General features: G+C 30.8%; 30 protein-coding genes and 3 tRNA genes. 28 read left to right on the top strand and 5 right to left on the bottom strand.

Going from position 1 to position 26,035, the window contains the following annotated elements:
- Positions 1 to 83: 83 nt before the first annotated feature.
- The 6 genes from AC5SLL_RS03760 (at position 84) to AC5SLL_RS03735 (ending at position 6,286) form a co-directional block, all read left to right on the top strand.
- A complete protein-coding gene (locus AC5SLL_RS03760; RefSeq protein ID WP_494572640.1) occupies positions 84 to 1,178 on the top strand; it encodes a TRAP transporter substrate-binding protein in 1,095 nt (364 codons plus the stop codon).
- A 70-nt stretch (positions 1,179 to 1,248) separates the two neighbouring features.
- Entirely contained in the window at positions 1,249 to 1,863 is a 615-nt protein-coding gene (locus AC5SLL_RS03755; protein ID WP_494586145.1) for a TRAP transporter small permease subunit, read from the top strand.
- A complete protein-coding gene (locus AC5SLL_RS03750; RefSeq protein ID WP_494572638.1) occupies positions 1,863 to 3,197 on the top strand; it encodes a TRAP transporter large permease in 1,335 nt (444 codons plus the stop codon). The genes AC5SLL_RS03755 and AC5SLL_RS03750 overlap by 1 nt, the downstream gene beginning before the upstream one ends.
- 25 nt (positions 3,198 to 3,222) lie before the next feature.
- On the top strand, positions 3,223 to 4,686 hold the full coding sequence (locus AC5SLL_RS03745; RefSeq protein WP_494586144.1) for a cytosine permease: 1,464 nt from the start codon (positions 3,223 to 3,225) through the stop codon (positions 4,684 to 4,686).
- The gene (locus AC5SLL_RS03740) at positions 4,686 to 5,432 is read left to right on the top strand and encodes an SDR family NAD(P)-dependent oxidoreductase (RefSeq protein WP_494572636.1); all 747 of its coding nucleotides are present in this window, start codon (positions 4,686 to 4,688) and stop codon (positions 5,430 to 5,432) included. The genes AC5SLL_RS03745 and AC5SLL_RS03740 overlap by 1 nt, the downstream gene beginning before the upstream one ends.
- 209 nt (positions 5,433 to 5,641) lie before the next feature.
- The gene (locus AC5SLL_RS03735; RefSeq protein WP_494586143.1) at positions 5,642 to 6,286 is read left to right on the top strand and encodes a DUF3047 domain-containing protein; all 645 of its coding nucleotides are present in this window, start codon (positions 5,642 to 5,644) and stop codon (positions 6,284 to 6,286) included.
- A 7-nt stretch (positions 6,287 to 6,293) separates the two neighbouring features.
- Here the strand turns inward: AC5SLL_RS03735 and AC5SLL_RS03730 are convergent, their stop codons facing one another.
- Complete coding sequence (locus AC5SLL_RS03730) at positions 6,294 to 6,428, bottom strand: hypothetical protein (RefSeq protein ID WP_494586142.1); 135 nt, start codon at positions 6,426 to 6,428, stop codon at positions 6,294 to 6,296.
- Between the two features lie 58 nt (positions 6,429 to 6,486).
- Between AC5SLL_RS03730 and AC5SLL_RS03725 the strand changes: the two genes are divergently transcribed.
- Positions 6,487 to 6,909 carry a YbgC/FadM family acyl-CoA thioesterase gene (locus tag AC5SLL_RS03725; RefSeq protein WP_494586141.1) on the top strand — a complete coding sequence of 141 codons (423 nt, stop codon included), beginning with the start codon at positions 6,487 to 6,489 and terminating at the stop codon, positions 6,907 to 6,909.
- On the opposite strand, the gene AC5SLL_RS03720 is transcribed toward AC5SLL_RS03725, so the two are convergent.
- Positions 6,899 to 7,579 carry a uracil-DNA glycosylase gene (locus AC5SLL_RS03720; RefSeq protein WP_494586140.1) on the bottom strand — a complete coding sequence of 227 codons (681 nt, stop codon included), beginning with the start codon at positions 7,577 to 7,579 and terminating at the stop codon, positions 6,899 to 6,901. The genes AC5SLL_RS03725 and AC5SLL_RS03720 overlap by 11 nt on opposite strands.
- Positions 7,580 to 7,581: 2 nt before the next feature.
- Between AC5SLL_RS03720 and AC5SLL_RS03715 the strand changes: the two genes are divergently transcribed.
- Both AC5SLL_RS03715 and AC5SLL_RS03710 read left to right on the top strand, forming a co-directional pair.
- On the top strand, positions 7,582 to 8,142 hold the full coding sequence (locus AC5SLL_RS03715) for a histidine phosphatase family protein (RefSeq protein ID WP_494586139.1): 561 nt from the start codon (positions 7,582 to 7,584) through the stop codon (positions 8,140 to 8,142).
- A gap of 36 nt (positions 8,143 to 8,178) precedes the next feature.
- Positions 8,179 to 8,316, top strand: coding sequence for a hypothetical protein (locus AC5SLL_RS03710; protein WP_494572630.1), 138 nt, complete (start codon positions 8,179 to 8,181; stop codon positions 8,314 to 8,316).
- Here the strand turns inward: AC5SLL_RS03710 and AC5SLL_RS03705 are convergent.
- From AC5SLL_RS03705 to AC5SLL_RS03695, 3 genes are read right to left on the bottom strand one after another with little or no spacing between them, the layout of a single operon-like run.
- Positions 8,313 to 8,747, bottom strand: a complete 435-nt coding sequence (locus tag AC5SLL_RS03705) for a hypothetical protein (RefSeq protein WP_494586138.1) — start codon at positions 8,745 to 8,747, stop codon at positions 8,313 to 8,315. The two genes, AC5SLL_RS03710 and AC5SLL_RS03705, sit on opposite strands and share 4 nt — an antisense overlap.
- A complete protein-coding gene (locus AC5SLL_RS03700; protein WP_494586137.1) occupies positions 8,734 to 8,904 on the bottom strand; it encodes a hypothetical protein in 171 nt (56 codons plus the stop codon). Before AC5SLL_RS03700 ends, AC5SLL_RS03705 begins: the two co-directional genes overlap by 14 nt.
- Entirely contained in the window at positions 8,897 to 9,148 is a 252-nt protein-coding gene (locus tag AC5SLL_RS03695; RefSeq protein ID WP_494586136.1) for a DUF1289 domain-containing protein, read from the bottom strand. Before AC5SLL_RS03695 ends, AC5SLL_RS03700 begins: the two co-directional genes overlap by 8 nt.
- Before the next feature lie 100 nt (positions 9,149 to 9,248).
- On the opposite strand from AC5SLL_RS03695, the gene AC5SLL_RS03690 reads away from it, so the two are divergent.
- From AC5SLL_RS03690 to nuoG, 19 genes are all read left to right on the top strand, one after another.
- Positions 9,249 to 9,333 (top strand) — tRNA-Leu (locus AC5SLL_RS03690).
- Between the two features lie 15 nt (positions 9,334 to 9,348).
- Positions 9,349 to 10,758 (top strand): trigger factor, encoded by a 1,410-nt coding sequence (gene tig / locus AC5SLL_RS03685; protein ID WP_494586135.1) that lies wholly within the window; start codon positions 9,349 to 9,351, stop codon positions 10,756 to 10,758.
- Between the two features lie 32 nt (positions 10,759 to 10,790).
- Positions 10,791 to 11,402: an ATP-dependent Clp endopeptidase proteolytic subunit ClpP gene (gene clpP / locus AC5SLL_RS03680; protein ID WP_494572625.1), complete on the top strand. Its 612-nt coding sequence runs from the start codon at positions 10,791 to 10,793 to the stop codon at positions 11,400 to 11,402.
- A gap of 88 nt (positions 11,403 to 11,490) precedes the next feature.
- The gene (clpX, locus tag AC5SLL_RS03675; RefSeq protein WP_494586134.1) at positions 11,491 to 12,759 is read left to right on the top strand and encodes an ATP-dependent Clp protease ATP-binding subunit ClpX; all 1,269 of its coding nucleotides are present in this window, start codon (positions 11,491 to 11,493) and stop codon (positions 12,757 to 12,759) included.
- Between the two features lie 62 nt (positions 12,760 to 12,821).
- The gene (gene lon / locus AC5SLL_RS03670; protein WP_494586133.1) at positions 12,822 to 15,203 is read left to right on the top strand and encodes an endopeptidase La; all 2,382 of its coding nucleotides are present in this window, start codon (positions 12,822 to 12,824) and stop codon (positions 15,201 to 15,203) included.
- A gap of 273 nt (positions 15,204 to 15,476) precedes the next feature.
- Positions 15,477 to 16,373: a DUF3427 domain-containing protein gene (locus AC5SLL_RS03665; protein WP_494586132.1), complete on the top strand. Its 897-nt coding sequence runs from the start codon at positions 15,477 to 15,479 to the stop codon at positions 16,371 to 16,373.
- Between the two features lie 36 nt (positions 16,374 to 16,409).
- Entirely contained in the window at positions 16,410 to 16,571 is a 162-nt protein-coding gene (locus AC5SLL_RS03660; RefSeq protein WP_494586131.1) for a hypothetical protein, read from the top strand.
- Complete coding sequence (locus tag AC5SLL_RS03655) at positions 16,568 to 17,086, top strand: hypothetical protein (protein WP_494586130.1); 519 nt, start codon at positions 16,568 to 16,570, stop codon at positions 17,084 to 17,086. Before AC5SLL_RS03660 ends, AC5SLL_RS03655 begins: the two co-directional genes overlap by 4 nt.
- A complete protein-coding gene (locus AC5SLL_RS03650; protein ID WP_494586129.1) occupies positions 17,083 to 18,207 on the top strand; it encodes a S1C family serine protease in 1,125 nt (374 codons plus the stop codon). Before AC5SLL_RS03655 ends, AC5SLL_RS03650 begins: the two co-directional genes overlap by 4 nt.
- Position 18,208: 1 nt before the next feature.
- The gene (locus AC5SLL_RS03645) at positions 18,209 to 18,904 is read left to right on the top strand and encodes a hypothetical protein (protein WP_494586128.1); all 696 of its coding nucleotides are present in this window, start codon (positions 18,209 to 18,211) and stop codon (positions 18,902 to 18,904) included.
- A gap of 236 nt (positions 18,905 to 19,140) precedes the next feature.
- Positions 19,141 to 19,216 (top strand) — tRNA-Val (locus AC5SLL_RS03640).
- Between the two features lie 13 nt (positions 19,217 to 19,229).
- Positions 19,230 to 19,306 (top strand) — tRNA-Asp (locus AC5SLL_RS03635).
- 85 nt (positions 19,307 to 19,391) lie between these two features.
- Positions 19,392 to 19,760 (top strand): NADH-quinone oxidoreductase subunit A, encoded by a 369-nt coding sequence (locus AC5SLL_RS03630; RefSeq protein ID WP_494572622.1) that lies wholly within the window; start codon positions 19,392 to 19,394, stop codon positions 19,758 to 19,760.
- An 11-nt stretch (positions 19,761 to 19,771) separates the two neighbouring features.
- Positions 19,772 to 20,293 carry a NuoB/complex I 20 kDa subunit family protein gene (locus AC5SLL_RS03625; protein ID WP_494586127.1) on the top strand — a complete coding sequence of 174 codons (522 nt, stop codon included), beginning with the start codon at positions 19,772 to 19,774 and terminating at the stop codon, positions 20,291 to 20,293.
- A gap of 5 nt (positions 20,294 to 20,298) precedes the next feature.
- Positions 20,299 to 20,907 carry an NADH-quinone oxidoreductase subunit C gene (locus tag AC5SLL_RS03620; RefSeq protein ID WP_494572620.1) on the top strand — a complete coding sequence of 203 codons (609 nt, stop codon included), beginning with the start codon at positions 20,299 to 20,301 and terminating at the stop codon, positions 20,905 to 20,907.
- Positions 20,891 to 22,066: an NADH-quinone oxidoreductase subunit D gene (locus AC5SLL_RS03615; protein WP_494572619.1), complete on the top strand. Its 1,176-nt coding sequence runs from the start codon at positions 20,891 to 20,893 to the stop codon at positions 22,064 to 22,066. Before AC5SLL_RS03620 ends, AC5SLL_RS03615 begins: the two co-directional genes overlap by 17 nt.
- Positions 22,066 to 22,674 (top strand): NADH-quinone oxidoreductase subunit NuoE, encoded by a 609-nt coding sequence (gene nuoE / locus AC5SLL_RS03610; RefSeq protein ID WP_494586126.1) that lies wholly within the window; start codon positions 22,066 to 22,068, stop codon positions 22,672 to 22,674. The genes AC5SLL_RS03615 and nuoE overlap by 1 nt, the downstream gene beginning before the upstream one ends.
- Complete coding sequence (gene nuoF / locus AC5SLL_RS03605) at positions 22,667 to 23,998, top strand: NADH-quinone oxidoreductase subunit NuoF (RefSeq protein WP_494586125.1); 1,332 nt, start codon at positions 22,667 to 22,669, stop codon at positions 23,996 to 23,998. Before nuoE ends, nuoF begins: the two co-directional genes overlap by 8 nt.
- Positions 23,991 to 26,033, top strand: coding sequence for an NADH-quinone oxidoreductase subunit NuoG (gene nuoG / locus AC5SLL_RS03600; protein WP_494586124.1), 2,043 nt, complete (start codon positions 23,991 to 23,993; stop codon positions 26,031 to 26,033). The genes nuoF and nuoG overlap by 8 nt, the downstream gene beginning before the upstream one ends.
- Positions 26,034 to 26,035: the final 2 nt, after the last annotated feature.

The following is a 26,035-nucleotide window of genomic DNA, read 5'->3' as shown; positions in this document are numbered from 1 at the left end:
TTTTTATATTAATACTTGTTTCTAATTAAATTTTTTGAGAAGGTCTCGTACATAAAAAAACACAATAAGAAGGAAATATTAATATGAAAAAAATAATATCTTTGTTCGTTGGATCGCTTCTACTTACTGTAATGACAGTAACAGGTGCATCCGCACAAACTCTTAAGTGTCAAACAGTAATTAGTTCAAAAGCTGATGAAGTGGTAATGTTAAAAGATTTCACTGACACAGTAACAGAATTAACTGGTGGATCACTTAAGTTCGAAATTATGCCAGCAGGCGCTGTAGTAGGTGTAAAAGAAACTTTAGATGCAGTTGATAAAGGATTAATCGATTGTGGTTTTGCTTGGACTCACTACTGGTCAGGTGATCACCCAGCAGCTATGTTATTTGGTTCGCCAGTAGCAGGTGCAGGTGTTGGTATTGATAACATCGCATTTTTATCTTGGTTCCAATACGGTGGTGGTAAAGAACTTTACGACCAACTATGGTCTGAGATGGGAAGAGACATCAAAGGATTTATGTTACAACCAGTAGGCCCTGAAGCTTTAGGTTGGTTTAAAGAGCCAATTAATAGCATGGCAGACTTTAGAAAGTACAAGTTCAGAACTCCTCCAGGAATTCCAGGACAAACTTATAAAGATATTGGTGTAGCTTCTGTTGCAATGGGTGGTGGAGATATTCTTCCAGCTCTTGAAGCAGGAACAATTGATGCTGCTGAATGGTGTTGTCCAAAACCTGACATGACATTCGGTTTCCAGAAAGTTCTAAAACATTACTACCTACAAGGTCTTCACCAAGTAGTAGTAAATGCTGACTTCTATATTACAGGCTCTAAATACAAAAAGATGTCTGCTTTAGAGAAAAAAGCTTTAGAAGTTGCTGCGAATGCATCTCTATCAAAATCAATGAGTTACAGAATATATGAAAACGGAAAAGCTCTAGCTGAGTTGACTGGAAAACACGGTGTGATTTTACATGATACTCCAGCTGATTATTTCCCAGCATATATGGCTGCTGCAAAAGCAAGTTTAGAAAAAAATGCTAATGAGAACAAATTCTTTAAAAAAGTTTGGGACTCTCAAAAAGCATTTGCTGATATTGCAGTGCCTTTCTGGTCTGGATCTCAAATGTCTAACGCTAAGCTAGGAATGGCTCACGCTGAAACATTAAAGTAGTATTTAAAAAATTAAATATAACTAAAGCGGATTTAACGATCCGCTTTAGTTTTTTTTTAGAAAATTAATTATGGCAAACAAACCTACCAAGTTAGATATATCCGATGAAATGATAGCTGAAAGGCGAGGTGGTTCAGGATCAATGCCTGACGATATGCCAAAATGGATGGCATTAACTATTACAAAAATTGATTTAGCAAGTAAGTGGATTGGTAATGTGGTTTGTTGGATCACCATCCCTTTAATATTTGCAATGGTTTATGAGGTTTTAGCAAGAAAACTTTTTAATGCTCCTACAATGTGGGCGTATGACATGAGTAGATTTATGTATGGAGCTCTATTCATGCTTGGTGCTGGTTATGCTTTATCAAAAGGTGTTCATATAAGAGCTGATTTTTTATACAGAAATTTTAAAACTAAAAACCAAGGTAGAATAGATTTCTGGTTATACCTTATATTTTATTTTCCTGGATTAAGCGTATTTTTGTATATGTCGACTGGGTTTTTACAAGAATCTATAATGAGAGGTGAAAAAGGGATGGACACTGCTTGGATGCCATATATGTGGCCAATTAAAGCATGTTTATTTTTAGGAATTATATTTTTATTAGTTCAAGGTGTATCTGAATTATTAAAAAGCTATTGGGCCGCAACTAAAGGTAAGTGGCCAGGAGAACAAAAATAATGTTAGCTGAATTTATGGATCCAGCTGTCTTAGGTTTCATTTTAATAGGAGTAATGTTGTTCTCTATTTTTGTAGGTTTTCCAATTTCATTTACTTTAATATTCCTTGGATTTGTTTTTGGATACCTTGGATTTGGTAAATTAGTATTTTATTTAATGACCCTGCAGTTTTCTATGGTCATGACAGAGCAAACTTTGGCCGCTGTTCCCCTCTTTGTTTTTATGGGAATTATGATGGAGCAGGCTGGTTTGATGGAGAGATTATTTTCAGCATTTCAGCTAATGCTTTCTAAAGTAAGAGGCTCTTTATATTATGCTGTTCTTTTTGTATCAGTTGTTTTTGCAGCTGCCACAGGAATTGTTGGTGCCTCTGTAACTATACTTGGAATAATGGCAGCCAAATCTATGAATAAATCAGGTTATAATGTGAGATTGGCCGCTGGAACAATTACAGCTGGTGGTACACTGGGTATTCTAATACCACCAAGCATTATGTTAGTTGTGATGGGTCCAATAATGGAAATTCCAGTAACAGACCTCTTTGCTGCAGCAATTATTCCTGGAATATTATTAGCAACCTTATATGCGGCTTACACAACAATTAGATGTTGGATTGACCCAAGTCTTGGACCGGTTTTACCAGTTGAGTTGAGAGCTACTAGCATGAAAGCAGTTTGGATAGAATTCTTTCTAGGACTAGTTCCACCAGCTGCCTTAGTCTTCGCTGCGCTAGGAAGTATTTTATTTGGTTTTGCAACTCCAACTGAAGCTGCAGGCTGTGGTGCAATGGGATCCTTGCTTTTAGCGGTCGCTTATAGAAAATTAACTTTTAAAAAGTTACAAGAGGCTTTAGTTAAAACTCTAGAAATTTCAGCTTTGATAATGGTATTGGTTGCAGCATCAAATTTTTTTGGAGCAGTGTTTTCTAGATTAGGAACACCGATGCTTTTAACTGAATTTTTACTAAGTTTAGAAATGAATAGATATTTAATCCTTGGTATGATTATGGTTATAATTTTCTTATTAGGTTGGCCTTTAGAATGGGTACCAATAGTAATGATTATAGTTCCAATAATTATACCATTAGTTGAAGCTCTAGGATTTAATTTAACTTGGTTTGCAATACTTGTTGCAGTTAATCTACAGACCGCATGGCTCTCACCACCTGTAGCTCTATCTGCTTATTTCTTAAAAGGTGTAGTTCCAGAATGGGATCTTAAAGATATTTATTATGGAATGATGCAATTTATGGTGATTCAAGTTATTGGACTTATTTTAATAATAGTATTTCCACAAATTGCTTTATGGCTACCAACCTATCTATATGGACAGTAGTATTTATTAGTTTATTATAAAACTAGTGAATCAAATCAAATCAAACAATGCTTTAATAAACTGGGAGTTAGTTAGTGTTAATCCCAATGACAAAAATTGGACTTGGAAAGAGTTATTTTATTTTTGGGGATGTAATATTCAAAGTGTAATTGCTTTTTCTTTAATTGCTTCTCTTTATTTAGTTTATGAACTTAATATATTTGTAGTTTTATTTGGTAGTTTAATTGCATCTATAATTGTTTATTTTTTTGCAAATTTAATCGGTAAACCCTCCCAAAAATATGGATTACCGTTTCCAGTAATTTTAAGAAGCGCTCTTGGAATTAATGGAGCTAAATATTTTGCTTTAATAAGAGGAATTGTTGGCATCTTTATGTTCGGCATTCAAACTTATTTTTTATCAAAACTTTTTAGTTACCTGATTAGGATTTCAATTTTTTCTATTGATAGCTCTTTTCTTGATGAAGATATTTTTTTAATTTTTATTTTAGGATTAAATTTAATTGATTGGATAGCTTTTATTTTTACAATTAGTTTGCAGCTTTTTTTATTTAGCAAAAGCCATCAATTTAATAGAAGTATAATAAAATTTTCAGCAATTACTGTTTATAGTGGGATGTTAATATTTTTTTTAGTTGTATTGCTCTATGACGTTAAGGTTATAAGTTCAGCTTTTGTTGATATTTTTTCTATAAACAATCTATTTGATAAAACCAATATAGCTCCATTACTTGCTGTAGTTGGAACAGTTTTTGCATATTTTTCTGTTATAATTGTAAATTATGGAGACTTTAGCAGATATGTTAAAGACGAAAAGGAATTAAAAAAAGGTAACTTAAGCCTATTATTAAATTTATTATTATTTTCTTTTTTTACAGTTTTTATTGTCATCGGGGCAGATATTTTTCTAAATAAAAATTTAGAACTTATGGAAAGAATTTTAACAAACCCAACTGATATAGTGGGTAAGATCGATAATATACAATTAACCGTGATTGTTTTATTTTTTATTATTTTTTCATCTGCTTCAACTAATTTAATTGCAAATTATATTCCAACTCAAAATTCACTAATAAATTTTATTCCAAGTATTCTAAATTTAAGAAGTTCAGCAATCATAATTGGTTGTACTGGTTTTATAATTGGTATTTTTTGGTTACCCTTATTAAGTCAGATTGGCATTTTAGCGTTTATTGACACTCTAAGCTCTTTTTTTGGACCAATATTTGGACTTATAATTATTGACTATTACTTTGTTAAAGAAACTAATTTAGATAATAGACAAATTTTTTCATCAAATGCAGATGGGCTATATTTTTACTCAAATGGTTGGAATTTAAGAGGTCTTTATTCTTTATTTTTAGGCTTTATCTTTTCTGCTTCTACAATTTGGAATGAAAGCTTAATGAGTTTTCATTCTTATTCTTGGATAATTGGTACTTTTATTTCTTCCTTAACTTATTACCTTATTGCTGATAAAAAATCTTAATGCATCAATTTGATCTTAAAAATAGAACTGCAATAATTACTGGTGGCGCACAAGGGTTCGGTCTAGATATTGCAAAGAGATTTTTAAATTCTGGCGTAAAAACTATAATCTGGGATATTGATGAAAAAGAATTACAAAAAGCTGTAAAAGAAATAAACAATCCAAACCTTGCATATAATGTAGTGGATGTATCTAATTTTAGTAATGTTAAAAATACCGTAGACCAAATAACAAAAATATCTAATATTGACATTTTAATTAATAATGCTGGTATTACTGGCTCAACCTCATCTCTGTGGGACTACGATGTTGATGAATGGAATAAGATAGTTCAGATTAATTTAATGGGCACTTTTAATTGCTGCAAATGCATTGTTCCCAATATGATCAAGAATAACTATGGAAGGATTGTTAACGTTGCTTCAGTTGCTGGCAAAGATGGGAATGCAAATGCGAGCGCTTATAGTTCAGCAAAAGCAGGGGCTATTGGTCTAACTAAATCACTAGGCAAAGAATTAGCTGATAAAAATATTGCTGTTAATGCAATAACGCCAGCTGGTGCAAAAACTAGAATCTTAGACCAAATGTCAAAGGAACACGTTGCTAGGATGTTATCAAAAGTTCCAAGAGGTAGATTTCTAGAAATTGAAGAGTTTACTTCATTAGTTTGCTGGTTATCCTCTGAAGAAAATTCATTTTCTACAGCAGCAGTATTTGATATTAGTGGTGGTAGATCTACTTATTAAGCTTATTTAGGGTTATTTTGGTCTCAGTCTTGTAAATTTTTTGTTCTTTAGAAATGACAGGTGCCAGCAGTATTACCGACCAATAGACTAAAAGGACAAATATAGAAATTATTTTCATATAATTAGGATTAATACCTAAAGTTGATTTTTAAATGTTTAAATTTTGTTCAAATATTGTTTTTTGAAATACAATAGCTATATAGACTGCAATGATAAAAAATTTTTTAATTTTATTTCTAACATTAATTCTATTTTCAACCAGTACTGTTGCTGAAAATATTAGGGTATTTGAATTTACGGATGAAGAGTTCAAGAATCTACAAGTAAAAAAGGTCAAAGGAGAAACCAAATGGACACTTGGGTCTAATGAGAATGGTGCTTATATCAAAGCTGAAGCTGAAGGGGTAGGCTCAGGACTTGGTAAGGAAATAGAAATAGATTTAAATAAAACACCATTTATTAATATTACTTGGAAAGTTGAAAAAGATCTTTCAGGGATAATTGAAAACAGTAAAAAAGGTCATGATTATGCAGCACGTGTTTTTGTAATTAAAAAAACAGGAGCAACACCCCTGTCAAATAGAGCAATTAACTACGTATTTTCAAGCAATAATATAATTGATCAAAATTGGCCTAGTCCGTACACAAAAAAATCTATTGACTATGTTTTGTCAACTACAATCGATAAAACTAATACATGGGTTACAGTTAAAGCCAATGTTAAAGAAGATTTTATGAAGTTACATGGTTTAGATGTAGATAATATTTCAGGTGTAGCAATAATGACTGATACCGATAATTCAAAACTAAAAGCAATATCGTATTATCAAAATATTTATTTTTCAGATAAATAAATTTAATTTAAAGTTTTTTTTTAAGAAACATACTCATTAACGACAAAAGTACAGCAACAACCACATCTTCTAATGGTGTTGCTCTAGGTACCATGAAATTCCAAGCTATAACGGCAGTTAGCCAAATTATATAAACTTTCATTATTATTATTATATCTTACTTTGATGTTAAAAATCATTTTTTTTGTTAGTATATCTACATGCATGAAAATTTTTTTTATGATTTAAAAGTTTATTATGAAGACACAGATGCGGGTGGTGTAGTTTATTATGCAAATTATCTAAAATTTCTTGAAAGAGCTAGAACTGAAGCTTTAGTCGAACTTGGTTTCAGTAATAAAAAGATAAAAGAAAAATTTAGAGCTTTAATAATAGTAAAGTCATGCAATATAGAATACATAAAACCCTCATATCTTGAGGATCAACTTAAAGTGAGATCTTTTATAAAGTCAGTTACAAAAACCTCGTTTTTTATGAATCAATTTATTAGTAGGGATGAAGATTTGATAACAGAAGCTAAAGTTCATTTGGTCTTTGTTAATGAAGAAGGAAAACCTATGAAAATTCCAGGAAGTTTATTTGAAGATTTAAAACCTTATTTTTGTGACAGTATTAAAGTTTAAATAATTTTTTAGCTTTTCTTAATAATGAAATCATTTTTTTTGTATTAATAACTTTAGTATTTACATTTCTTGGACTCGGATGATAGCTTGCAATTAAAGTCCTCCCATCTGGCAACTTATATTTTGCTCCATGCTTGAATTTAAATTTTTTTTCAAACTTATAACTTTTATTATAAAATTTAATGCAATTATCAAAAGCTATCTTTCCTAGAGTTAAAATTACTTTCAATTTTTTTAAATTTTTAATTTCATAATCAAAATAACTTGAACAATTATCCAACTCACTTTTTAAGGGCTTATCTTCTGGGGGAACACACTTAAGTATGTTTGTGATGTAAGTATTTTTTAATTTCAAACCATCATTGATGTTTGTAGATTTAGGTTGATTTGAAATTTGAACTTTATAGAGACAATTAAATAAAAAATCACCCGACTTATCTCCAGTAAAAGCTCTACCTGTTCTTGTTCCTCCATGTGCTGCAGGTGCAAGTCCAATAATCATTAATTTGCCATTAATGTCACCAAACCCGGGCACAGGTTTTCCCCAATAAATTTCATTAATATTTTGCTTTCTTTTGTCTTTTGAAATTTTTTTACTATAACTAATTAAGCGAGGACATTTTTTACATTTAATTATTGAATTATTTATTTTTTCGAACTTAATAGTCATTCATGAAACTTATTAAAATTTTAATATTTTTACTTATATCTTTCAATCTACCATTTAAAACTTATTCTAACACAAACATTGAAAATATTTTAAAGGAAGGGGGAAAATTAATATTTGTGAGACATGCTTATGCCCCTGGAGGAGGAGATCCTAGCAATTTTGATGCAACCGATTGTTCCACCCAACGGAATTTAAATGAAGAGGGCATCGTTCAATCTGTAAATTTAGGAATTTTTTTTACAAAAAATCAAATAAAGGTTGATAAAGTTTTATCTAGTGAATGGTGTAGATGCAAACAAACAGCTGAATATGCTTTTAAAAAATTTGAAACAAAAAGCTTTTTAAATTCTTTTTTTAGTGAAAAATTTTCAAAAAATAAAACCAAACAAATCAAAGAACTAAAAGAATATGTAAATGAATGGAATAGTAGTAAAAATTTAGTTTTAATTACCCACTATGTTACAATCTTAGAAGTTACGAATACTGCTGTTTCATCTGGTGAAATGGTAATTACTGATAAAAATTTTAACGTTTTACAAAGACAAAAAATTTCAATTAATTAACGTTTATTTTATTAGGAATAAATATAGAATAAAATAATGTCATCAAAAAAAGCAATGAAGTTAGCTCAAAAACAAGCATTTGCTAAACATAGAAGTAATATTACAAGCAATAGACCTATTCCAAAAAAAACTAATTTTATAAGTAAGTTAAATAAAAAAAATAAAAAATCTTAACTTTCTTTAACAAATACCTCAACTTTTTTGCAAGTAGATATTTTTGATATACCTTCTTCTCCGTTAATTACTGTTTTGATATTTATTATTGGACTATCTTTTTTAAACATAAGTTGAGTGTAGAACTGTGGATAGCCAATTTTATCAGTATAAATTAGATCTGATTCTTCATAAATAAATCTTTCTACTGAACCTTCTTGTTTCACACTTAGATCAGTAGACTTATATCTTTTAAATGTCTTATTGTCATATATATAATTTCTAATCATTAATGATTTTTCAAAGTTTAAAATATATTCATTTTTAATAAACCCATCTTTTAGGTTTTTGCAACCAGTCAAATGCATTATTTCTGAAATAGATACTGATTGAATGCCAATAAAAAAAAATAAAAAATAAATTATTTTAGTTTGTAAACTATTTTTTTTCATACTTATCAGCATGGAGTAGAGCAACAAGTAGAATGGCTGTCCAACCAATACCAATGAAGGCTTTGGGCCCTGTTTCTGCACTCCATAAATCTAGCACTAAAGCACCAAATATAAGTCCTGCTATATAAATTATAATAACTAATGTTGATTTACTCATTATTTAAACTCTTTTTGTATAAAGAAATACCATTCTCTGTTTTATGTTTGTATGAATCTTTAAAGCTCTCAAGTTGCCAACCGTTAAGTCTTTGTTGAATGTTAATTAAATTATCTTGTTTCCATTGATTAGTAGTACTGTCTAATTTCCACATTTTTTTTTCTTCGTTGTTTCTACCGCAACCGTAACAATACCCTGTTTGGGGATCGGTTTTGCATATACTAATGCAGGGTGAAATTATCATTTTTATAAATTATTACTAAATCACATGATTATTAATATATTTTATAATTATTGTCATTGGACAAATGATATCAATAATATATAAAACCCCACAAGATTGTGGGCGAATGGCGGAATTGGTAGACGCGCTGGTCTTAGGAACCAGTATCGCAAGATGTGAAGGTTCGAGTCCTTTTTCGCCTACCAAAAAGTTATAAAATTATGAAAGTAACAGTAGAGAATATAAAAGGTTTAAATAAGGACATTAAAGTTTTCATAGATAAAAAAACTATGAGCACTCATATGGACGCAAAGTATGAAGAAATCAAAGGGACTGTTAATTTAAAAGGCTTTAGACCGGGAAAAGTTCCCAAAGAAATTCTTAAAAGACAATTTGGCCAAGCAATTTTTAGTGAGGTTTTAGACAAGGTTTTAAAAGAAACATCCACCAAGGCATTAGAGGATAATAAAATAAAACCAGCAGGCCAACCCAAGCTTGATTTAAAAACCTATGGAGAAGATAAGGATTTAGAATATGTGATTTCTGTAACAGAACTTCCAAAAGTTGAACTTAAGTCTGTTGAAAATATAAAATTTGATGAATATTCAGTTAAAATTGAAAATTCAGAAACAGATAAGAGAATTAATGAAATCGCCAAAAGTCAAAATAACTTTAAAGATGTTGCTGATGAGACAAAAGCTATAAAAGAAAATTTGGTTATTTTTGATTATAAAGCAACAATTGACGGTAAAGAATTTACTGGTGGTGAAGGTAAAAATACTCAATTAATACTTGGAAAAGATTTATTTATTAAGGGATTTGATGACCAATTAATTGGTGTTAAAAAAAATGATGAAAAAGTTGTAGAGGCTACACTACCTGAAAATTACCCTCATAAAGAATTTGCTAATAAAAAAGCTAGTTTTACATGCAAGATTATATCTGTAAGGAAATCTGAAGAAGTAAAAATAAATGACGAATTTGCAAAAAATTTAGGAGCTAAAGATTTAGCTGATTTGAAAATTTTAGTATCTAAGCAAATTAATGATGAATATAAAAATTCTTTAGGCAGGTTGGCTAAAACACAAATTCTTAAAGAAATTGAAAATTTTAAAGTTGACGAAATTCCTGAAAATCTTTTAGAGGAAGAGGTTAAAATCTTATCACAGGGCATGAGTGAGGAAGACTCTAAAAAAAGTAGAAAAAAATTTGAAGAAATAGCTAAAAAAAGAATTAAAGTTGGATTGATCTTGAATGAGTTTGGTGAGCAAAACAAGATTAAAGTTACAGAGCAAGAAATACAAGCCGAGGTACAAAAACAACTTAAAATGATGCCAGGGCAAGAAAAAATGGTTATGGAATTTTATCAAAAAAATCCATCAGCTTTGGCTAGCTTAAGAGGAACAGTATATGAAGAAAAAATAATTGATGTAATTAAATCAAAAGCAAAACCTAATAAAAAAGAAATAAGTAAAGACGAAGCTGAAAAAATACTAAAAGAACATCAAAAGCAAGAACATGATCATAATCACGATCAGGAAGATTCACAAAAAAAAGCAGCACCCAAAAAAGCTGCAACTAAGCCCACAAAAACAAAAAAAGCTGCACCAAAAAAAGTTAGCAAAAAGTAATCACAAGTTGTATAACTGATAAGAATCAACTTATGACAACAAATTTTTCTGATCAAATGAATACATTAGTCCCTATGGTTGTGGAACAATCTAACAAGGGTGAAAGAGCTTATGATATTTATTCTAGACTTTTAAAAGAAAGAATAATTTTTTTAGTTGGACCAATTAACGATAACGTAGCGTCTCTTGTTACCGCGCAACTTTTATTTTTAGAATCTGAGGATCCAAAAAAAGAAATTAATTTATATATTAATAGTCCAGGTGGTCTTGTAACTGCTGGTCTAGGTATTTATGATACTATGCAATACATCAAACCAGATGTTTCAACTTTATGCATTGGGCAGGCTGCTTCAATGGGATCTTTTCTTTTAGCTGCTGGAAAAAAAGGTAAAAGGTTTTCTCTACCTAATTCTAGAATTATGGTTCACCAACCATCTGCTGGTTTTCAAGGTCAAGCTACAGATATTGAAATTCATGCAAATGAAGTCTTGGCACTTAAAAAAAGACTTAATGAAATTTACTCAAAGCACACTGGCAAATCAGTAGACGATATTAAAAAAGCTCTTGAAAGAGATAATTTTATGACCTCTGATATTGCTAAAGACTTTGGTTTAATAGATGAAGTAGTAGAGAACAGATCTTAAACCACAATATCTTGAAAATTATTAAGTACATACTTGATTAGTATGAGTCATCTATATTAAAGTAACAACATTGATTCGTTTATAAATTATGAGCACAAATAATAAAAATATTCTTTACTGTTCTTTCTGTGGCAAGAGCCAACATGAAGTTAGAAAATTAATTGCTGGTCCAACAGTTTTTATCTGTGATGAGTGTGTTGAACTTTGTATGGATATTATAAAAGAAGAAAGCAAAGACTCATTTGTAAAACATCAAGATGGATTACCATCGCCAAAAGAAATTTGTGCAGTATTAGATGATTATGTAATTGGACAGCCTCATGCAAAAAAAGTTTTGTCTGTAGCGGTGCATAATCACTACAAAAGATTAAACTATGAAAGCAAGACTAGTAAAACTGTTGAACTTTCAAAATCCAACATTCTACTAGTGGGCCCTACAGGTTGTGGTAAAACTTTATTAGCACAAACTTTGGCTAGAATACTTGATGTTCCCTTCACAATGGCTGATGCAACCACTCTTACAGAAGCGGGTTATGTTGGTGAAGATGTTGAAAACATTATTTTAAAATTATTACAAGCAGCTGATTATAATGTAGAAAAAGCACAACGTGGAATTGTCTACATTGATGAAGTAGATAAGATTAGCAGAAAATCTGAGAACCCTTCAATTACAAGAGATGTTTCCGGTGAAGGTGTTCAGCAAGCCCTTTTAAAGATTATGGAAGGAACAGTTGCGAGTGTTCCACCTCAAGGAGGAAGAAAGCACCCTCAACAAGAATTTTTACAAGTTGATACTACAAATATACTATTTATTTGCGGTGGTGCATTTGCTGGTTTAGATAAAATTATCTCACAAAGAGACAAGGGAACTTCTATTGGTTTTGGTGCAAATGTTAAAAAAACTGATGATAAAAAAACTGGCGAGTGGATGAAAACCTTAGAACCTGAAGATTTATTGAAATATGGTTTGATACCAGAGTTTATTGGAAGATTACCAATGATAGCTACACTAGAAGATTTAGATGAGAAATCTTTAATAAAAATATTACAAGAACCAAAAAATTCTTTAATCAAACAATATCAAGAATTATTTAAATTAGATGGTGCCAAATTAAGTTTTAAAGAAAATGCAGTGAAAGAAATTGCACAAAAAGCAATTACCAAAAAAACTGGTGCCAGAGGACTAAGATCGATCTTAGAAAATATTTTATTAAAGACCATGTATGATTTACCAAGTCAGGATAATGTTGAAGAAGTGATAGTAGATGCTAGTGCGGCTAAAGGTCTATCGCAACCCATCATTGTTCATTCAAAAAATAATACGAAAACAAAGACAGACAAAACGTCTGCCGCTTAATTCAACGTTAATAACTAATAAATAGCTATTGCAAATTTCTTTTTAATATCCATATTTAGATAATGGATGTTAAAATAGAACGACCTTTATTACCTCTAAGAGATATAGTGGTGTTTCCAAATATGGTAATCCCTTTATTTGTTGGAAGAGACAAATCAATTGCAGCTCTAAATGAAGTAATGAAAAAAGATAAAAAGATTATCCTTATTACTCAAAAAAATTCAGAAATAGATGATCCTAAGAAGACAGACGTATTTATGCATGGCTGTGAAGGTAATATACTTCAATTATTAAAATTACCCGATGGAACAGTTAAAGTTTTAGTTGAGGGAAGTAAAAGAGTTAAGATATTAGATTTTAAAGATAATGAAAAGTTTATAATTTGTGAGTATGCTCATCAGCATGAAGTAGCATCTAAAGATGAAGATTTGATACCTTTAGCTATGACTGCAGTAAGAAGATTGGAAAAACTTACTTCAATTAATAAAAAAGTTTCAACAGAGACAATCAATAATATCAAAAAATTAACTGATGCATCTCATATTGCTGACAACATTGCCTCGCACTTAACAGCTACCATTTTAGAAAAACAACAAATTTTTGAGACTATAGATGTAAAGAAGAGATTAAATTCCATTATCAAAATTATGGAAAATGAAACTAGTATTATAGGAGTTGAAAAGAGAATTAGAGGTAGAGTTAAAACTCAAATGGAGAAAACTCAAAGAGAATATTATTTAAACGAGCAACTAAAAGCAATTCAAAAAGAGTTAGGTGAAATTGAAGATGGTAAAGATGAAACATCTAGTCTGAACAAATCTATTATTAAGGCAAAAATGCCTAAAGATGTAGAAAAAAAATGTTTGGCAGAGTTAAAAAAATTAAAAAATATGAGCCCGATGTCTGCTGAAGCAACCGTTATTAGAAATTACCTTGATTGGATGATAGAGCTTCCATGGTATAAAAAAAGTGAAGTTGATATTGATCTTAAAAAAGCATTATCAGTATTGGATGCTGATCATTTTGGTCTAGAAAAAGTAAAAGAAAGAATTATAGAGTTCTTAGCAGTCCAAAAAAGAATGGATAAAATTAAAGGACCTATATTATGTTTAGTTGGACCCCCAGGTGTTGGAAAAACTTCTTTAGGTAAATCAATTGCAAAAGCAACTAATAGAGAATTTGTAAGAGTATCTGTTGGAGGAATGCGTGATGAGGCTGAAATTAGAGGACATAGAAGAACTTATATTGGTTCTTTACCTGGTAAAATTATTCAAATGATGAAGAAGGCAGGAACTAAAAACCCATTAATTCTTTTAGATGAAATTGATAAAATTGGTAATGACTATAGAGGTGACCCTTCATCAGCATTATTAGAAGCATTGGATCCTGAACAAAATTCAACATTTAATGATCATTATCTAGAAGTTGATTATGATTTATCTGATGTAATGTTTGTTACAACAGCTAATACGCTAAATATATTACCGCCATTACTTGATAGGATGGAAGTTATAAGGTTGGCTGGATATACAGAAGATGAAAAAATTAATATAGCAAACAATTACCTTTTACCAAAACAGATAAAAGACAATGGTGTTAAAGAAAATGAAATGACTTTATCTGATGATATAATTAAAGAAATTATCAGAAGTTATACCAAAGAGTCGGGTGTTAGAAATTTAGAAAGAGAAATTTCAAAAGTTGCACGTAAGGTTGTAAAAAAAGTTGTTTCTGGTGAAGAAAAACAGGTTAAAGTAGATTTAAAAAATCTTCATGATTTCCTAGGAATACAAAAATTTAAATTTGGTGAGCTTGAGTACAAAGATAAAATTGGTGTTGTAACTGGTTTAGCATGGACTGAATATGGTGGAGAAATACTTAAGATTGAAACTGTCGTTATGCCTGGAAAGGGCAGAATGCAAATTACTGGAAAACTAGGAGATGTAATGCAAGAGTCAATCAAAGCTGCTAAATCATTTATAAGATCTAAGAGTCTAGATTATGGAATTATTCCTCCATTATTTGAAAAGAAAGATTTTCATATTCACGTTCCTGAAGGAGCAACTCCTAAAGATGGTCCTTCTGCAGGTATAGGCATGGTTACTTCAATTGTTTCAGCAATTACTAAAATTCCTGTTAGAAGAGATGTTGCAATGACTGGAGAAGTTACTTTAACAGGACAAGTTTTACCTATTGGTGGACTTAAAGAAAAACTATTGGCTGCTCATAGAGCTGGAATCAAACAGGTCGTTATTCCTAAAGAGAATGAAAAAGATTTAGTAGATATGCCAAAGAAGATTATTGACGATATAAAAATTACTCCAGTGGAATATGCAGATGATGTATTGAAAATAGCTTTAACTAAAGAATTGAAAAGAGTTGAGTGGGTTGAAGTTGAACAAATTTCTAAATCTGACGATAAATCTCAAGCCAGTATTCAATAATTACCAATTTACTTTATCTATTCGTTGATGTATTAGTAGCGCTTGTTTTGGGCGGTTAGCTCAGTTGGTAGAGCATCTCGTTTACACGGAACTAATCCAGAAAAACAAAAACTCAAATAATCTTTCATCTACAACAATTACAACTTACTCAATGGGTGACCTATAATCAAGCCAGGTATGCAATAGGTATGGAAAAAAGTTGTTCCATAATCGACATAAAATAACTATTTCAAGCAAATAGACTCTACGTTTAGACTCTGTTAAATTTTTAATATGTTTAAAAAAGGTTCTAAATATACAAGGGTAGATGTAGGTTGGATCTGTTTACCTGATAAAGGTAGACCTGCTGGTGGCGATTGGGATACAGGGTACGTTAGAGTCGAAGATAAACTCATTATATTTATGAACATTGGTGTTCCTGGTAAAACTGGTCATGATTTTGATAATTATTATGACAATCAAACTCAGAAAATTGTTTGGTACGGAAAACCTAAATCTCATTCTAATCAACCCACATTTAAGAAATTGTTAGCTGGCGAGCTGACACCATATTTTTTTGCAAGATGGGATACTAAAGATCCAGCGTTTACATATTTAGGTATTGGAAAAATAGCTAGCTATAAAGATGGAGTGCATTGTAAAGACGGCAAAGGTAACGACTCTGAAACTATAGAATTGCAATTAAATATTCAAGATTCAGGAGATATAATTCAAGAGATAATTACTCCTATAGACCAAACACCAACAACCATTACAAAAACAATCTCATCTAAATCTTCTGCTTATGCCAAAGAAAAAGAGTTGGAAAAATTTATGATTAAGAATTGGGAAGAAATATCGTTATCTGAAAATTATGATTTAGTTCCAAATAAATCTACAGGTAAGCCTGGTCAAAATTGGGCTGGTTCAGGTCCTCTAGATATACTTGCCGTTAAAAAAGATAAATCTGAATTATTAGTTATTGAATTAAAAAAAGGTCAGGCAAGTGATGAGGTTGTGGGTCAAATAACTAGATATATGGGATGGATTAAAAAGAATTTAGCTAGCGACAATCAAGAAGTAAAAGGCTTAATTATTGCCTTAGAAGAGGATAGAAATATTAGGCTTTCATTAGATGTTGTTAATAACGTTAAGTTTTTAAGATATAAAAAATTTGAGCTGGTTGAATAGTTCAGGATTTGTTAGTCTTGGATTGTGAAAACTTTTGTGAAAACTTTTAGAGGAAAAATTTCTTATACAAAAATAGACAAATACGTTGATTTAGTTCGTAGAACCTTAGATCCAGATGATTATTTCAATATAGAAATTCAATATGATGATGGTTGGCAGTATATTAAGATTGAAGTTTGGGATAGGGTGTTGCATTGATAGAAACTTTTGACAAAGATATATTATACGGAGGGTTATTAGCATTTTCTGGAATATTTTCGGGGATGCTAGCTTCATTATCTTCAACAACAAAAACTGTTATCGATCCAAAACATAAATATTCTTATAACTTTGCATTGAGCTTTATATGTCTTATGGGTGTTTGGTCAATTTTACCTACCATAATATTATTTACATTAATTAATTTTAAACTTGGTATTTTTGCCTTAGTTATTACTTTTGTAATTAATAGAATATTAAGTAAATTTATTGGCAAATTTATGTTACCCAATTTTTTAGATGTAACACTCTTTATCTGGTCATTATTTATATTTTGGGTGTTATCAGCAGGTGTCATGGAATCTTATGAAATATTTCCCTCTACTTGGAGTGAAGATATGACAACATGGGTTTCTCTTTTAATTTGCTTTGTTTTTTTAATTTTAATTTCTATATTTTTACCAGACTCTGTTGTTAATAAATTAAGAAAATTTTTACAATACGAATTCAAATGAAAAAACTTTTAGGGATCATGGTTCTGGGTTTGTTGTTGAGTGGGAATGCTTATGCGGGCATTCTTATTAATAATTGTAAAACTGTTTATCCTGCAGGTCATTTCTCTTCAAATCCTAATAGTGAAAAGATTTCAGAATTAGGAGGCAAAAAAGAATATTATATAAGTTATGAAGATGGTTTAATTTATTATACGGCAGTGACATCAAATTTTACGTTAGAAATATTAGAAAAAGCAGAAGAGGAAGGTGTACCAACACCGCCAAAATCAAAAGTTAATAATTATAATTACAAAATACAATTTGTTGATGAAGATGAAATAATTGCAATAAGAATTCAAGAATATAATGTTCCTACATTTAACCATTATGAAGAAATTACTATAAATTTAAAAACAAATAGAGTTTCAAAAAGAGTATTTGCAGATACAGCAGGAGGCAAAGAAATGATTAAAACTGCAAAAATGGCAATCAAAAATTATCCATTAAACGATGTTTGTGAAAAAGAAAAATTAGCTGAATCTTCTAAAGGTTCAAGTGGTACTGCATTTTTTATCAATAAAAAAGGTTACTTATTAACTAATAATCACGTTGTTGATGGATGTACCTTATCCAAAATTAGTTACAAAAATAAAGACTACGACACAAAATTAATTGCAACTGATAAAACTCTAGATCTAGCTCTACTGAAAGCAGAACTTAAACCTAAAACATTTATAAATTTTTCAAAAGATGAAGCTAAAAAACTTGATACAATTTATGTTGCAGGATATCCACTAGGTAAAGGGTTAAGTGATGATCTTAAAATAAATCCAGGATCAGTAAGTTCATTGAAAGGTTTTGAAGACAATTCAAACGAAATACAAATTGATGCACCAATTAACCCTGGAAACAGTGGTGGGCCTATTATTAATGAAAATGGAAACCTTATTGCAATAGCAGTTTCTGGTATGTCGAAAGACCAAACTGAAGGAATAAACTTTGGAATTAAATCATCTGCTGCTGAACGTTTTTTAAAATCAAACAACATTAATGTTGATAAATCTTTATATTCACGATCCAAAAATAAAGAACAGCTTAGAAATATTCTTGAAGAGGGAACGGTTTATACGTACTGTAATTAAGATGAAAATTTTTTTGACCATATTGATTATCAGTTTATCATTTAAAACTTCAAATGTAATGGCAACAACTTTAGCTGATAATAGAATTTTAGGGAAAAACAATAAGCCTCATATTATTTTTAAATGTCATGATATTAACGATCCGAAAGCATATCTTTTGGGATTTACTCCAGTTTCACATAACGACGAGCCATATTATGTTGTAAGTTATTTTAGAATGCAGAATGGTGATTATTTACCAGACGCTGGTGAAAGTCTGATGTTTGTTTTAGACGAGTTTCACGGTGGAAAGAATGTATGGTATAATGTTGTAAAACAAGAAAATTATATAGGTCTAAATTACAATTACCTTGGCACAGGTTTAAACTTACATCGAAGTCCACAGGAATGGTTAACTCAAGGTTTTATAATGATAAGACCTATAAAAAATAATCAAATACCCAAAAGTGCAAAACAATCTTTAGATGAGAAAAAAGTTAATGAGATAATATCAAATTTAAAAACTTTAGATGATAAAATTAAGAAATTAAAAAAAGCGTATAACGATGATCCAGTCAATCATCTAAATAATATTTTTATTGAAAATGCAAATCTTTATAACTATTTCACCAAAATATATGAAATTTACGAACTGGGTATTAAAGATCTTGTTGTTGGAAACCATTATACTAATAAAGAACTTTGTAAAAAAAATTAAATGAGATGAAAAAACTTTTAGGGATCGTGGTTCTGGGGTTGTTGTCATTACCCTCACTTAAACAAGGGTAATAAAAAAGCAGCCAGGTATGCACCAGGTATGGAGAACAAAATTCCATCTTCCAAAAGCCAGGTATGCTATAGGTATGGAGTTTGTTCACTTATTTCCCTCATATGCCTTTCTTAAGTGTTTGCTTTCTCAAATAAGTTGTTATAAAAGGTGCGTAATTTGGTTTTGGGCGGTTAGCTCAGTTGGTAGAGCATCTCGTTTACACCGAGGGGGTCAAAGGTTCGAGTCCTTTACTGCCCACCAAAACAACTAAAGTGGGGGTGTAGCTCAGTTGGTTAGAGCGATCGCCTGTCACGCGATAGGTCGAGGGTTCGAGTCCCTTCACTCCCGCCACTTTTCTTAATATTGACTGTTAATAGTGTCAAAATTGCCCCTTATGTACACTTCAAGAAGTTAAAAAAACTGTTATATAGATTTCATGCTTTCAGAGTTTTTAAAAGATTATCTGCCTATTATAATATTTTTGGTTATTGCACTTGGTCTAAGTGGGGCTTTTGTAGTTGTTAATTTGATACTTTCTCCAAAACATCCAGACCCTGAAAAATTATCGGCTTACGAATGTGGTTTTGAACCCTTTGAAGACTCAAGAATGAAATTTGATGTTAGATTTTATTTAGTTGCAATTTTATTTATTATTTTTGACTTAGAAATCGCTTTTCTTTTTCCATGGGCAATTAGTCTTGGAGCTATTGGAGGTTTGGGTTTTACTTCCATGATGATCTTCTTATTCATTTTAACAGTTGGATTTATTTATGAATGGAAAAAAGGTGCATTAGATTGGGAATAATAATTTAGATTATGGATTTAAATAAAAAAAATAATGAAATTCCTGAAGAGTTTAAAAAGCTCTCTGAGGATTTTAGTAAAAATGGTTTTATAACCACATCTCTAGATAATCTTATCAATTGGTCAAGAGCTGGATCGTTACATTGGATGACTTTTGGTCTAGCATGTTGTGCAGTCGAAATGATGCAAACAGCTATGCCCAGATATGATTTAGAAAGATTTGGTGCAGCACCAAGAGGATCACCAAGACAATCTGACGTCATGATTGTAGCTGGTACATTGACAAACAAAATGGCACCAGCGTTAAGAAAGGTTTATGATCAAATGCCAGAACCAAGATATGTTATATCAATGGGAAGTTGTGCAAATGGAGGAGGTTATTATCATTATTCTTATTCTGTAGTTAGAGGTTGTGATAAAATTGTACCTGTTGATATTTATGTTCCAGGATGCCCACCATCTGCAGAAGCATTATTATATGGAATTATGCAATTACAGAAAAAAATTAGAAACAAAGGCTCTTTCGAAAGATAATATTTATGAAAAGCTGTATAGATCTAGAAAAAAAAATTAATTCAGAACTTACCACTAAAATAAAAAAAACTGAAATTAGACACGATCAACTTTATATAAATATTGAAAGTGAAGATTTATTAAATGTAGCTTTATTTATAAAAAATAATGAAAATACTAAATTCCGACAATTAATAGATTTAACGGTTGTTGACTATCCAGAAAACTCTCAACGTTTTAAAGTTGTTTATTTATTTTTAAGTCATGAGTTTAATCAAAGAATTATATTAAGTTATTTAATTAATGAAAATGAAGTGATTCCTTCATTAACATCAATATTTCCTGCTGCAAACTGGATGGAGCGTGAAGTTTTTGACATGTATGGTGTTAAGTTTAAAGATCATCCAGATCTAAGAAGAATTCTTACAGATTATGGGTTTGAAGGTCATCCACTTAGAAAAGATTTTCCTCTGACTGGGCATACAGAGGTTAGATATAGTGAAGATCAAAAAAAAGTTATTAGTGAACCAGTTAAATTAGAACAAAACTATAGAAATTTTGATTATGAGAGTCCATGGGAAGGAACAAAGTATATTAAGAAACAGACAGATCAAGAGAATGACAAAAAAAACTAAAACATTAAATCTTAACTTTGGTCCTCAGCATCCTGCTGCTCATGGTGTCTTAAGGTTAATTTTGGAATTAGATGGTGAAGTGGTTGAGAAAGCTGATCCTCACATTGGACTATTACATCGTGGAACAGAAAAATTAATAGAAAATAAGACTTATATGCAAGCTGTACCTTATTTTGATAGGTTGGATTATGTAGCTCCTATGAATCAAGAACACGCATTTGCTTTGGCAATTGAAAAAATCTTAAGTATTGATGTTCCAATTAGGGCTCAATTTATAAGAGTAATGTTTTGTGAAATTGGAAGAATTTTAAGTCATATATTAAATGTAACTACACAAGCTTTAGATGTTGGGGCATTAACACCATCGTTGTGGGGATTTGAAGAACGTGAAACACTTATGACTTTTTATGAAAGAGCATCCGGATCAAGGCTGCATGCTAATTATTTTAGAGCAGGCGGTGTTCATCAAGATCTACCAATGGGGCTTGAAGACGATATTGCAAAATTTTGTGAAACCTTTCCAAAAATAATTGATGATCTTGAAACTCTATTAACTGATAATAGAATATTTAAACAAAGAAATGTAGACATAGGAATTGTTACTAAAGAAGACGCGTTAGATTATTCTTTTAGTGGTGTGATGATAAGAGGATCTGGCGTGCCGTGGGATTTAAGGAAATCACAACCTTACGATTGTTATGATCAAATTGAATTTAAAATACCAGTTGGAAAAAATGGCGATTGTTATGATAGGTATCTATGTAGAATTGAAGAGATGAGAGAAAGTGTATCTATAATAAAACAATGTTTAGCAAAAATGACAAGAGGAGCAATTAAATCCTTAGATGGAAAAATTAGTCCTCCACCAAAAAAAGATATAAAAGAGTCAATGGAGGCTTTAATTCATCACTTTAAACTTTTTACAGAGGGTTATCGTGTAACTAATGATGAAATTTATACTGCAGTTGAAGCACCAAAAGGAGAATTTGGTGTTTATTTAATTTCTGACGGTTCAAGTAAACCTTATAAATGCAAAATTAGAGCCCCTGGTTTTTCTCATTTACAAGCGATGGATTATTTAATTAAAGGTCATATGTTAGCTGATGTACCAGCAGTATTAGGCTCTTTAGATATAGTTTTTGGTGAGGTAGACAGATAATGAGTTTAAGAAAACCTGCTAAAGATCAACCAGAGAGTTTTGAATTCAATCAAGATAGCTTAGCTACTGCAAAAGAAATTATTTCTAACTATCCCGATGGTAAGCAGCAAAGTGCTGTAATGGCATTATTATATATTGCTCAAAAACAAAATAAAAATTGGATTCCATTAGCCGCAATGAAATACATAGGTAAATTTTTAGACATGCCTTATATAAAGGTTTATGAAGTTGCTACATTTTATACAATGTATAACCTTTCCCCAGTAGGTAAACATTTTGTACAAGTTTGCACCACAACACCCTGTATGATTAGAGGAGCATATAAATTAGTTGAAGCTTGTAAGGAAAAAATCTCTGAAAATGAAAATGAATTGTCTCAAAATAAAATGTGTTCTTGGATGGAAGTTGAATGCTTGGGAGCTTGTGTTAACGCACCAATGATGCAAATTAATGATGATTATTATGAAGATCTTGATAAAGAAAAAACCTTAAAAATTCTGGATGATATATTAAATGATAAAACACCAAAACCAGGTTCTTACAGGGGTAGAATTAATAATGAGCCAGAAAATAATAGAAAAACACTTTTAGATTTAAAAAATGCTTAAAGACGAAGATAGAATATTTCAGAATTTATATAACGATAGAGGATCTGATTATGATTCTTCAAAAAAAAGAGGTGATTGGGTAGGTACTGCAGATTTAATAAAAAAAGGAAGAGAATGGATTATTAATGAAGTTAAAACCTCAGAGCTGAGAGGAAGAGGAGGCGCTGGGTTTCCAACTGGTTTAAAGTGGTCTTTTGCTCCAAAAGAGTTAGGTTCCAGGCCACATTATTTGGTAATTAATGGTGACGAATCTGAACCAGGTACATGCAAAGATAGAGATATTTTAAGATTTGAACCTCACAAGTTAATAGAGGGTTGTTTGTTTGCAGCTTATGCTGTCCAGGCACACGTTTGTTATATTTATATTAGAGGTGAGTATTTTGTAGATGGCCAAAAACTTCAAACAGCAATTAATGAAGCTTATAAAAAAAATTTAATTGGTAAAAATGCGGCTGGCACTGGTTGGGATTTAGATATTTATATTCACTACGGAGCTGGAGCTTACATTTGTGGTGAAGAAACTGCATTACTTGAGAGTATTGAAGGTAAAAAGGGCCAACCAAGATTGAAACCACCATTTCCAGCACTTATAGGCCTATATGGTTGTCCGACAATAATTAACAATGTTGAAACAATAGCAGTTGTACCAACAATTTTAAAAAGAGGAGGAAAATGGTTTTCATCTCTAGGCAAAGCTAAAAATACAGGAACTAAAATTTTTTGTATTTCAGGTAATGTTAATAAACCATGTAATGTAGAAGAGGAAATGAGTATTTCTCTAAAAGAATTAATTGAAGTTCACGCAGGAGGAGTAGTGGGAGGATGGAATAATTTATTAGCAGTAATACCTGGTGGATCTTCAATGCCATTGATACCTCAAAAAACTTGCGAAACTTTAACAATGGATTTTGACTCTTTAGTTGCTGAAAAAAGTGGCTTAGGTACTGCTGGCATAGTTGTTATAAATAAAGATCAAGATATCATTAAATGCATGGCAAGAATTGCTAGATTTTATAAACATGAAAGCTGTGGTCAATGTACACCTTGCAGAGAAGGTTCTGGATGGATGTGGAGAATGCTTGAAAGAATGGCAATAGGTGAAGCTTCAAGAGAAGAGGTTGATATGTTGGGAGATGTAACTAACCAAATAGCAGGTCACACAATATGTGCTTTTGGTGAGGGTTCTTCATGGCCAGTGCAAGGATTATTGCGACATTTTAAAAAAGAAATAGAGCAAAGAAATAATTTTGATCCCTCAATTAAAAAGAAAAAAGATATTCCATATTTGGTAGATCAACATTTAATGGATAAAAAAAATGCTTAAATTAAAAGTTAATAATATTGATGTTGAGGTTGAAGAGGGCTTAACAGTTTTGCAGGCTTGTGAGAAAGCTGGAGTTGAAATTCCTAGATTTTGTTACCACGAAAAATTATCAATTGCTGGAAATTGTAGAATGTGCCTTGTTGAAATGGAAAAATCACCTAAACCAGTTGCGTCTTGTGCAATGCCAGCAGCAGAAGGAATGAATATTAAAACCAACACCACTTTTGTAGAAAAAGCTAGAAAAGGCGTTATGGAGTTTTTATTAGCTAACCATCCTTTAGATTGTCCAGTTTGTGATCAAGGTGGAGAATGTGATCTTCAAGATCAATCAATGTTCTACGGAGTAGATAAGTCCAGATTTAACGAAAATAAAAGACAAGTTCCAGAGAAAAATATGGGACCATTAATCAAGACACAAATGACTAGATGTATTCATTGCACTAGATGTGTTCGATTTGCAACTGAAATTGCAGGAGTACCAGAATTAGGAGCAATAGGCAGAGGAGAAGATATGCAAATTACAACCTATCTCGAAAAGTCTATGCAATCTGAGCTGTCAGCTAATGTTGTTGATTTATGTCCTGTTGGAGCACTTACGTCAAAACCTTATGTTTTTGAAGCTCGTCCTTGGGAATTAAAGAAAACAGAGTCCATAGATGTAATGGATGCAATTGGTTCCAATATTAGAGTTGATACTTATGGATGGGAAGTAAAAAGAATTCTTCCAAGAATTAATGAAAATATTAATGAAGAGTGGATATCTGATAAAAGTAGATATGCTTGTGATGGTTTATTAAATCAGCGTTTAGATACACCTTATGTAAAATATAATAATAAATTTGAAAAAGCATCTTGGGATGAAGTTTTTAATATAATTAAATCAAAATTTAATAATACAGATAAAAATAAAATTTGTGGATTAACAGGTGATTTAGTAAATATGGAAACACTATATATATTTAAAGAATTCTTTAATAAGACACTTGGTTCACAAAATGTTGAGTCTAGAAATGATCACACTTATTTAAATGCAGAGAAAAGAGAAAACTATTTATTCAATTCATCAATAAATGGGATAGAGGAATCAGATTTTATTTTTCTGATTGGAACTAATCCTAGATACGAAGCTACTATTCTAAATGCACGTATAAGAAAATCTTATGTCCAAAATAAAACAAAAATTATTTCTTTAAATAATGTTGGAGACCTTACATACCCTTACGAGTTTCTTGATGGTAAAATTAATAATATTAAAGAAATATCAGAGGATAGTCATAAAGTTTCAAAGTTAATAAAAGAAGCTAAAAAACCTTTAATTGTATTTGGTCAATCTGCTTTTAAATCAAAATCTGCAAAATATATATTTGAGGCTATGAAGAGTTTTTTAAATAAGAATAATAAGATTTCCAATGAATGGAATTCGCTTAATGTAATTTCAGATAATGCCTCAGCAGTTGGAAGTTTAGATTTAGGATTATATAAAACTACTGATGGTTCAAACAAAGTTTTAAATGATCTAAATAACAATAAATTTGAAATTGTTTATTTATTAGGTCTAGATAGTTTTCAATTTAAAAAAAAGAATGAGTTTATTATTTATCAAGGTAGTCATGGTGACAAAGGTGCAGAAATTGCTGATATAATACTGCCAGGTGCCGCTTATACAGAGCAGAATGGTTATTTTACAAACCTAGAGGGTAAACTACAAAAAGCCTATAAAGCTTCTTATCCACCTGAAGAAGCAAAAGAAGATTGGTTAATAATTAATGAGTTAGCTGAAGCTATGAATCATAGAACATTATTCAATGATAAAGATGAACTTGATAGTAGCATGCTCAATTATCTAAATCTTTATATAAAAAAAAATAATTTAGTTATTTCAACTGAAATTAAAGATTTAATATTTGAAAATGAAATTTTAAAGATTACTAATGAAGACTACTATTATTCTAATGTTATAGCTAGAGCATCAAAGACCATGTTTGAATGCAAATCTGCTAAAACTAATTTGAAATCTACAGGAACAGAAGGATAAAC

The organism is Candidatus Pelagibacter sp. PS_43 (genome assembly GCF_059417795.1).
The sequence above is the reverse complement of the archived record's forward strand: the minus strand, read 5'-3'. Positions and strand labels throughout refer to the sequence as shown.

What these genes read in the sequence shown, in the direction of transcription:
- AC5SLL_RS03695 (WP_494586136.1), bottom strand. Translation starts at nt 9,148, where the DNA reads ATGATAATTTCACCCTGCATTAGTATATGCAAAACCGATCCCCAAACA.
- AC5SLL_RS03715 (WP_494586139.1), top strand. Translation starts at nt 7,582, where the DNA reads ATGAAACTTATTAAAATTTTAATATTTTTACTTATATCTTTCAATCTA.
- AC5SLL_RS03645 (WP_494586128.1), top strand. Translation starts at nt 18,209, where the DNA reads ATGAAAATTTTTTTGACCATATTGATTATCAGTTTATCATTTAAAACT.
- AC5SLL_RS03630 (WP_494572622.1), top strand. Translation starts at nt 19,392, where the DNA reads ATGCTTTCAGAGTTTTTAAAAGATTATCTGCCTATTATAATATTTTTG.
- AC5SLL_RS03725 (WP_494586141.1), top strand. Translation starts at nt 6,487, where the DNA reads ATGCATGAAAATTTTTTTTATGATTTAAAAGTTTATTATGAAGACACA.
- AC5SLL_RS03730 (WP_494586142.1), bottom strand. Translation starts at nt 6,428, where the DNA reads ATGAAAGTTTATATAATTTGGCTAACTGCCGTTATAGCTTGGAATTTC.
- AC5SLL_RS03620 (WP_494572620.1), top strand. Translation starts at nt 20,299, where the DNA reads ATGAAAAGCTGTATAGATCTAGAAAAAAAAATTAATTCAGAACTTACC.
- tig (WP_494586135.1), top strand. Translation starts at nt 9,349, where the DNA reads ATGAAAGTAACAGTAGAGAATATAAAAGGTTTAAATAAGGACATTAAA.
- nuoF (WP_494586125.1), top strand. Translation starts at nt 22,667, where the DNA reads ATGCTTAAAGACGAAGATAGAATATTTCAGAATTTATATAACGATAGA.
- AC5SLL_RS03760 (WP_494572640.1), top strand. Translation starts at nt 84, where the DNA reads ATGAAAAAAATAATATCTTTGTTCGTTGGATCGCTTCTACTTACTGTA.
- AC5SLL_RS03650 (WP_494586129.1), top strand. Translation starts at nt 17,083, where the DNA reads ATGAAAAAACTTTTAGGGATCATGGTTCTGGGTTTGTTGTTGAGTGGG.
- nuoE (WP_494586126.1), top strand. Translation starts at nt 22,066, where the DNA reads ATGAGTTTAAGAAAACCTGCTAAAGATCAACCAGAGAGTTTTGAATTC.
- AC5SLL_RS03615 (WP_494572619.1), top strand. Translation starts at nt 20,891, where the DNA reads ATGACAAAAAAAACTAAAACATTAAATCTTAACTTTGGTCCTCAGCAT.
- AC5SLL_RS03665 (WP_494586132.1), top strand. Translation starts at nt 15,477, where the DNA reads ATGTTTAAAAAAGGTTCTAAATATACAAGGGTAGATGTAGGTTGGATC.
- AC5SLL_RS03700 (WP_494586137.1), bottom strand. Translation starts at nt 8,904, where the DNA reads ATGAGTAAATCAACATTAGTTATTATAATTTATATAGCAGGACTTATA.
- AC5SLL_RS03705 (WP_494586138.1), bottom strand. Translation starts at nt 8,747, where the DNA reads ATGAAAAAAAATAGTTTACAAACTAAAATAATTTATTTTTTATTTTTT.
- lon (WP_494586133.1), top strand. Translation starts at nt 12,822, where the DNA reads ATGGATGTTAAAATAGAACGACCTTTATTACCTCTAAGAGATATAGTG.
- AC5SLL_RS03735 (WP_494586143.1), top strand. Translation starts at nt 5,642, where the DNA reads ATGATAAAAAATTTTTTAATTTTATTTCTAACATTAATTCTATTTTCA.
- AC5SLL_RS03720 (WP_494586140.1), bottom strand. Translation starts at nt 7,579, where the DNA reads ATGACTATTAAGTTCGAAAAAATAAATAATTCAATAATTAAATGTAAA.
- AC5SLL_RS03755 (WP_494586145.1), top strand. Translation starts at nt 1,249, where the DNA reads ATGGCAAACAAACCTACCAAGTTAGATATATCCGATGAAATGATAGCT.
- AC5SLL_RS03710 (WP_494572630.1), top strand. Translation starts at nt 8,179, where the DNA reads ATGTCATCAAAAAAAGCAATGAAGTTAGCTCAAAAACAAGCATTTGCT.
- clpX (WP_494586134.1), top strand. Translation starts at nt 11,491, where the DNA reads ATGAGCACAAATAATAAAAATATTCTTTACTGTTCTTTCTGTGGCAAG.
- AC5SLL_RS03740 (WP_494572636.1), top strand. Translation starts at nt 4,686, where the DNA reads ATGCATCAATTTGATCTTAAAAATAGAACTGCAATAATTACTGGTGGC.
- AC5SLL_RS03750 (WP_494572638.1), top strand. Translation starts at nt 1,863, where the DNA reads ATGTTAGCTGAATTTATGGATCCAGCTGTCTTAGGTTTCATTTTAATA.
- AC5SLL_RS03625 (WP_494586127.1), top strand. Translation starts at nt 19,772, where the DNA reads ATGGATTTAAATAAAAAAAATAATGAAATTCCTGAAGAGTTTAAAAAG.
- clpP (WP_494572625.1), top strand. Translation starts at nt 10,791, where the DNA reads ATGACAACAAATTTTTCTGATCAAATGAATACATTAGTCCCTATGGTT.
- nuoG (WP_494586124.1), top strand. Translation starts at nt 23,991, where the DNA reads ATGCTTAAATTAAAAGTTAATAATATTGATGTTGAGGTTGAAGAGGGC.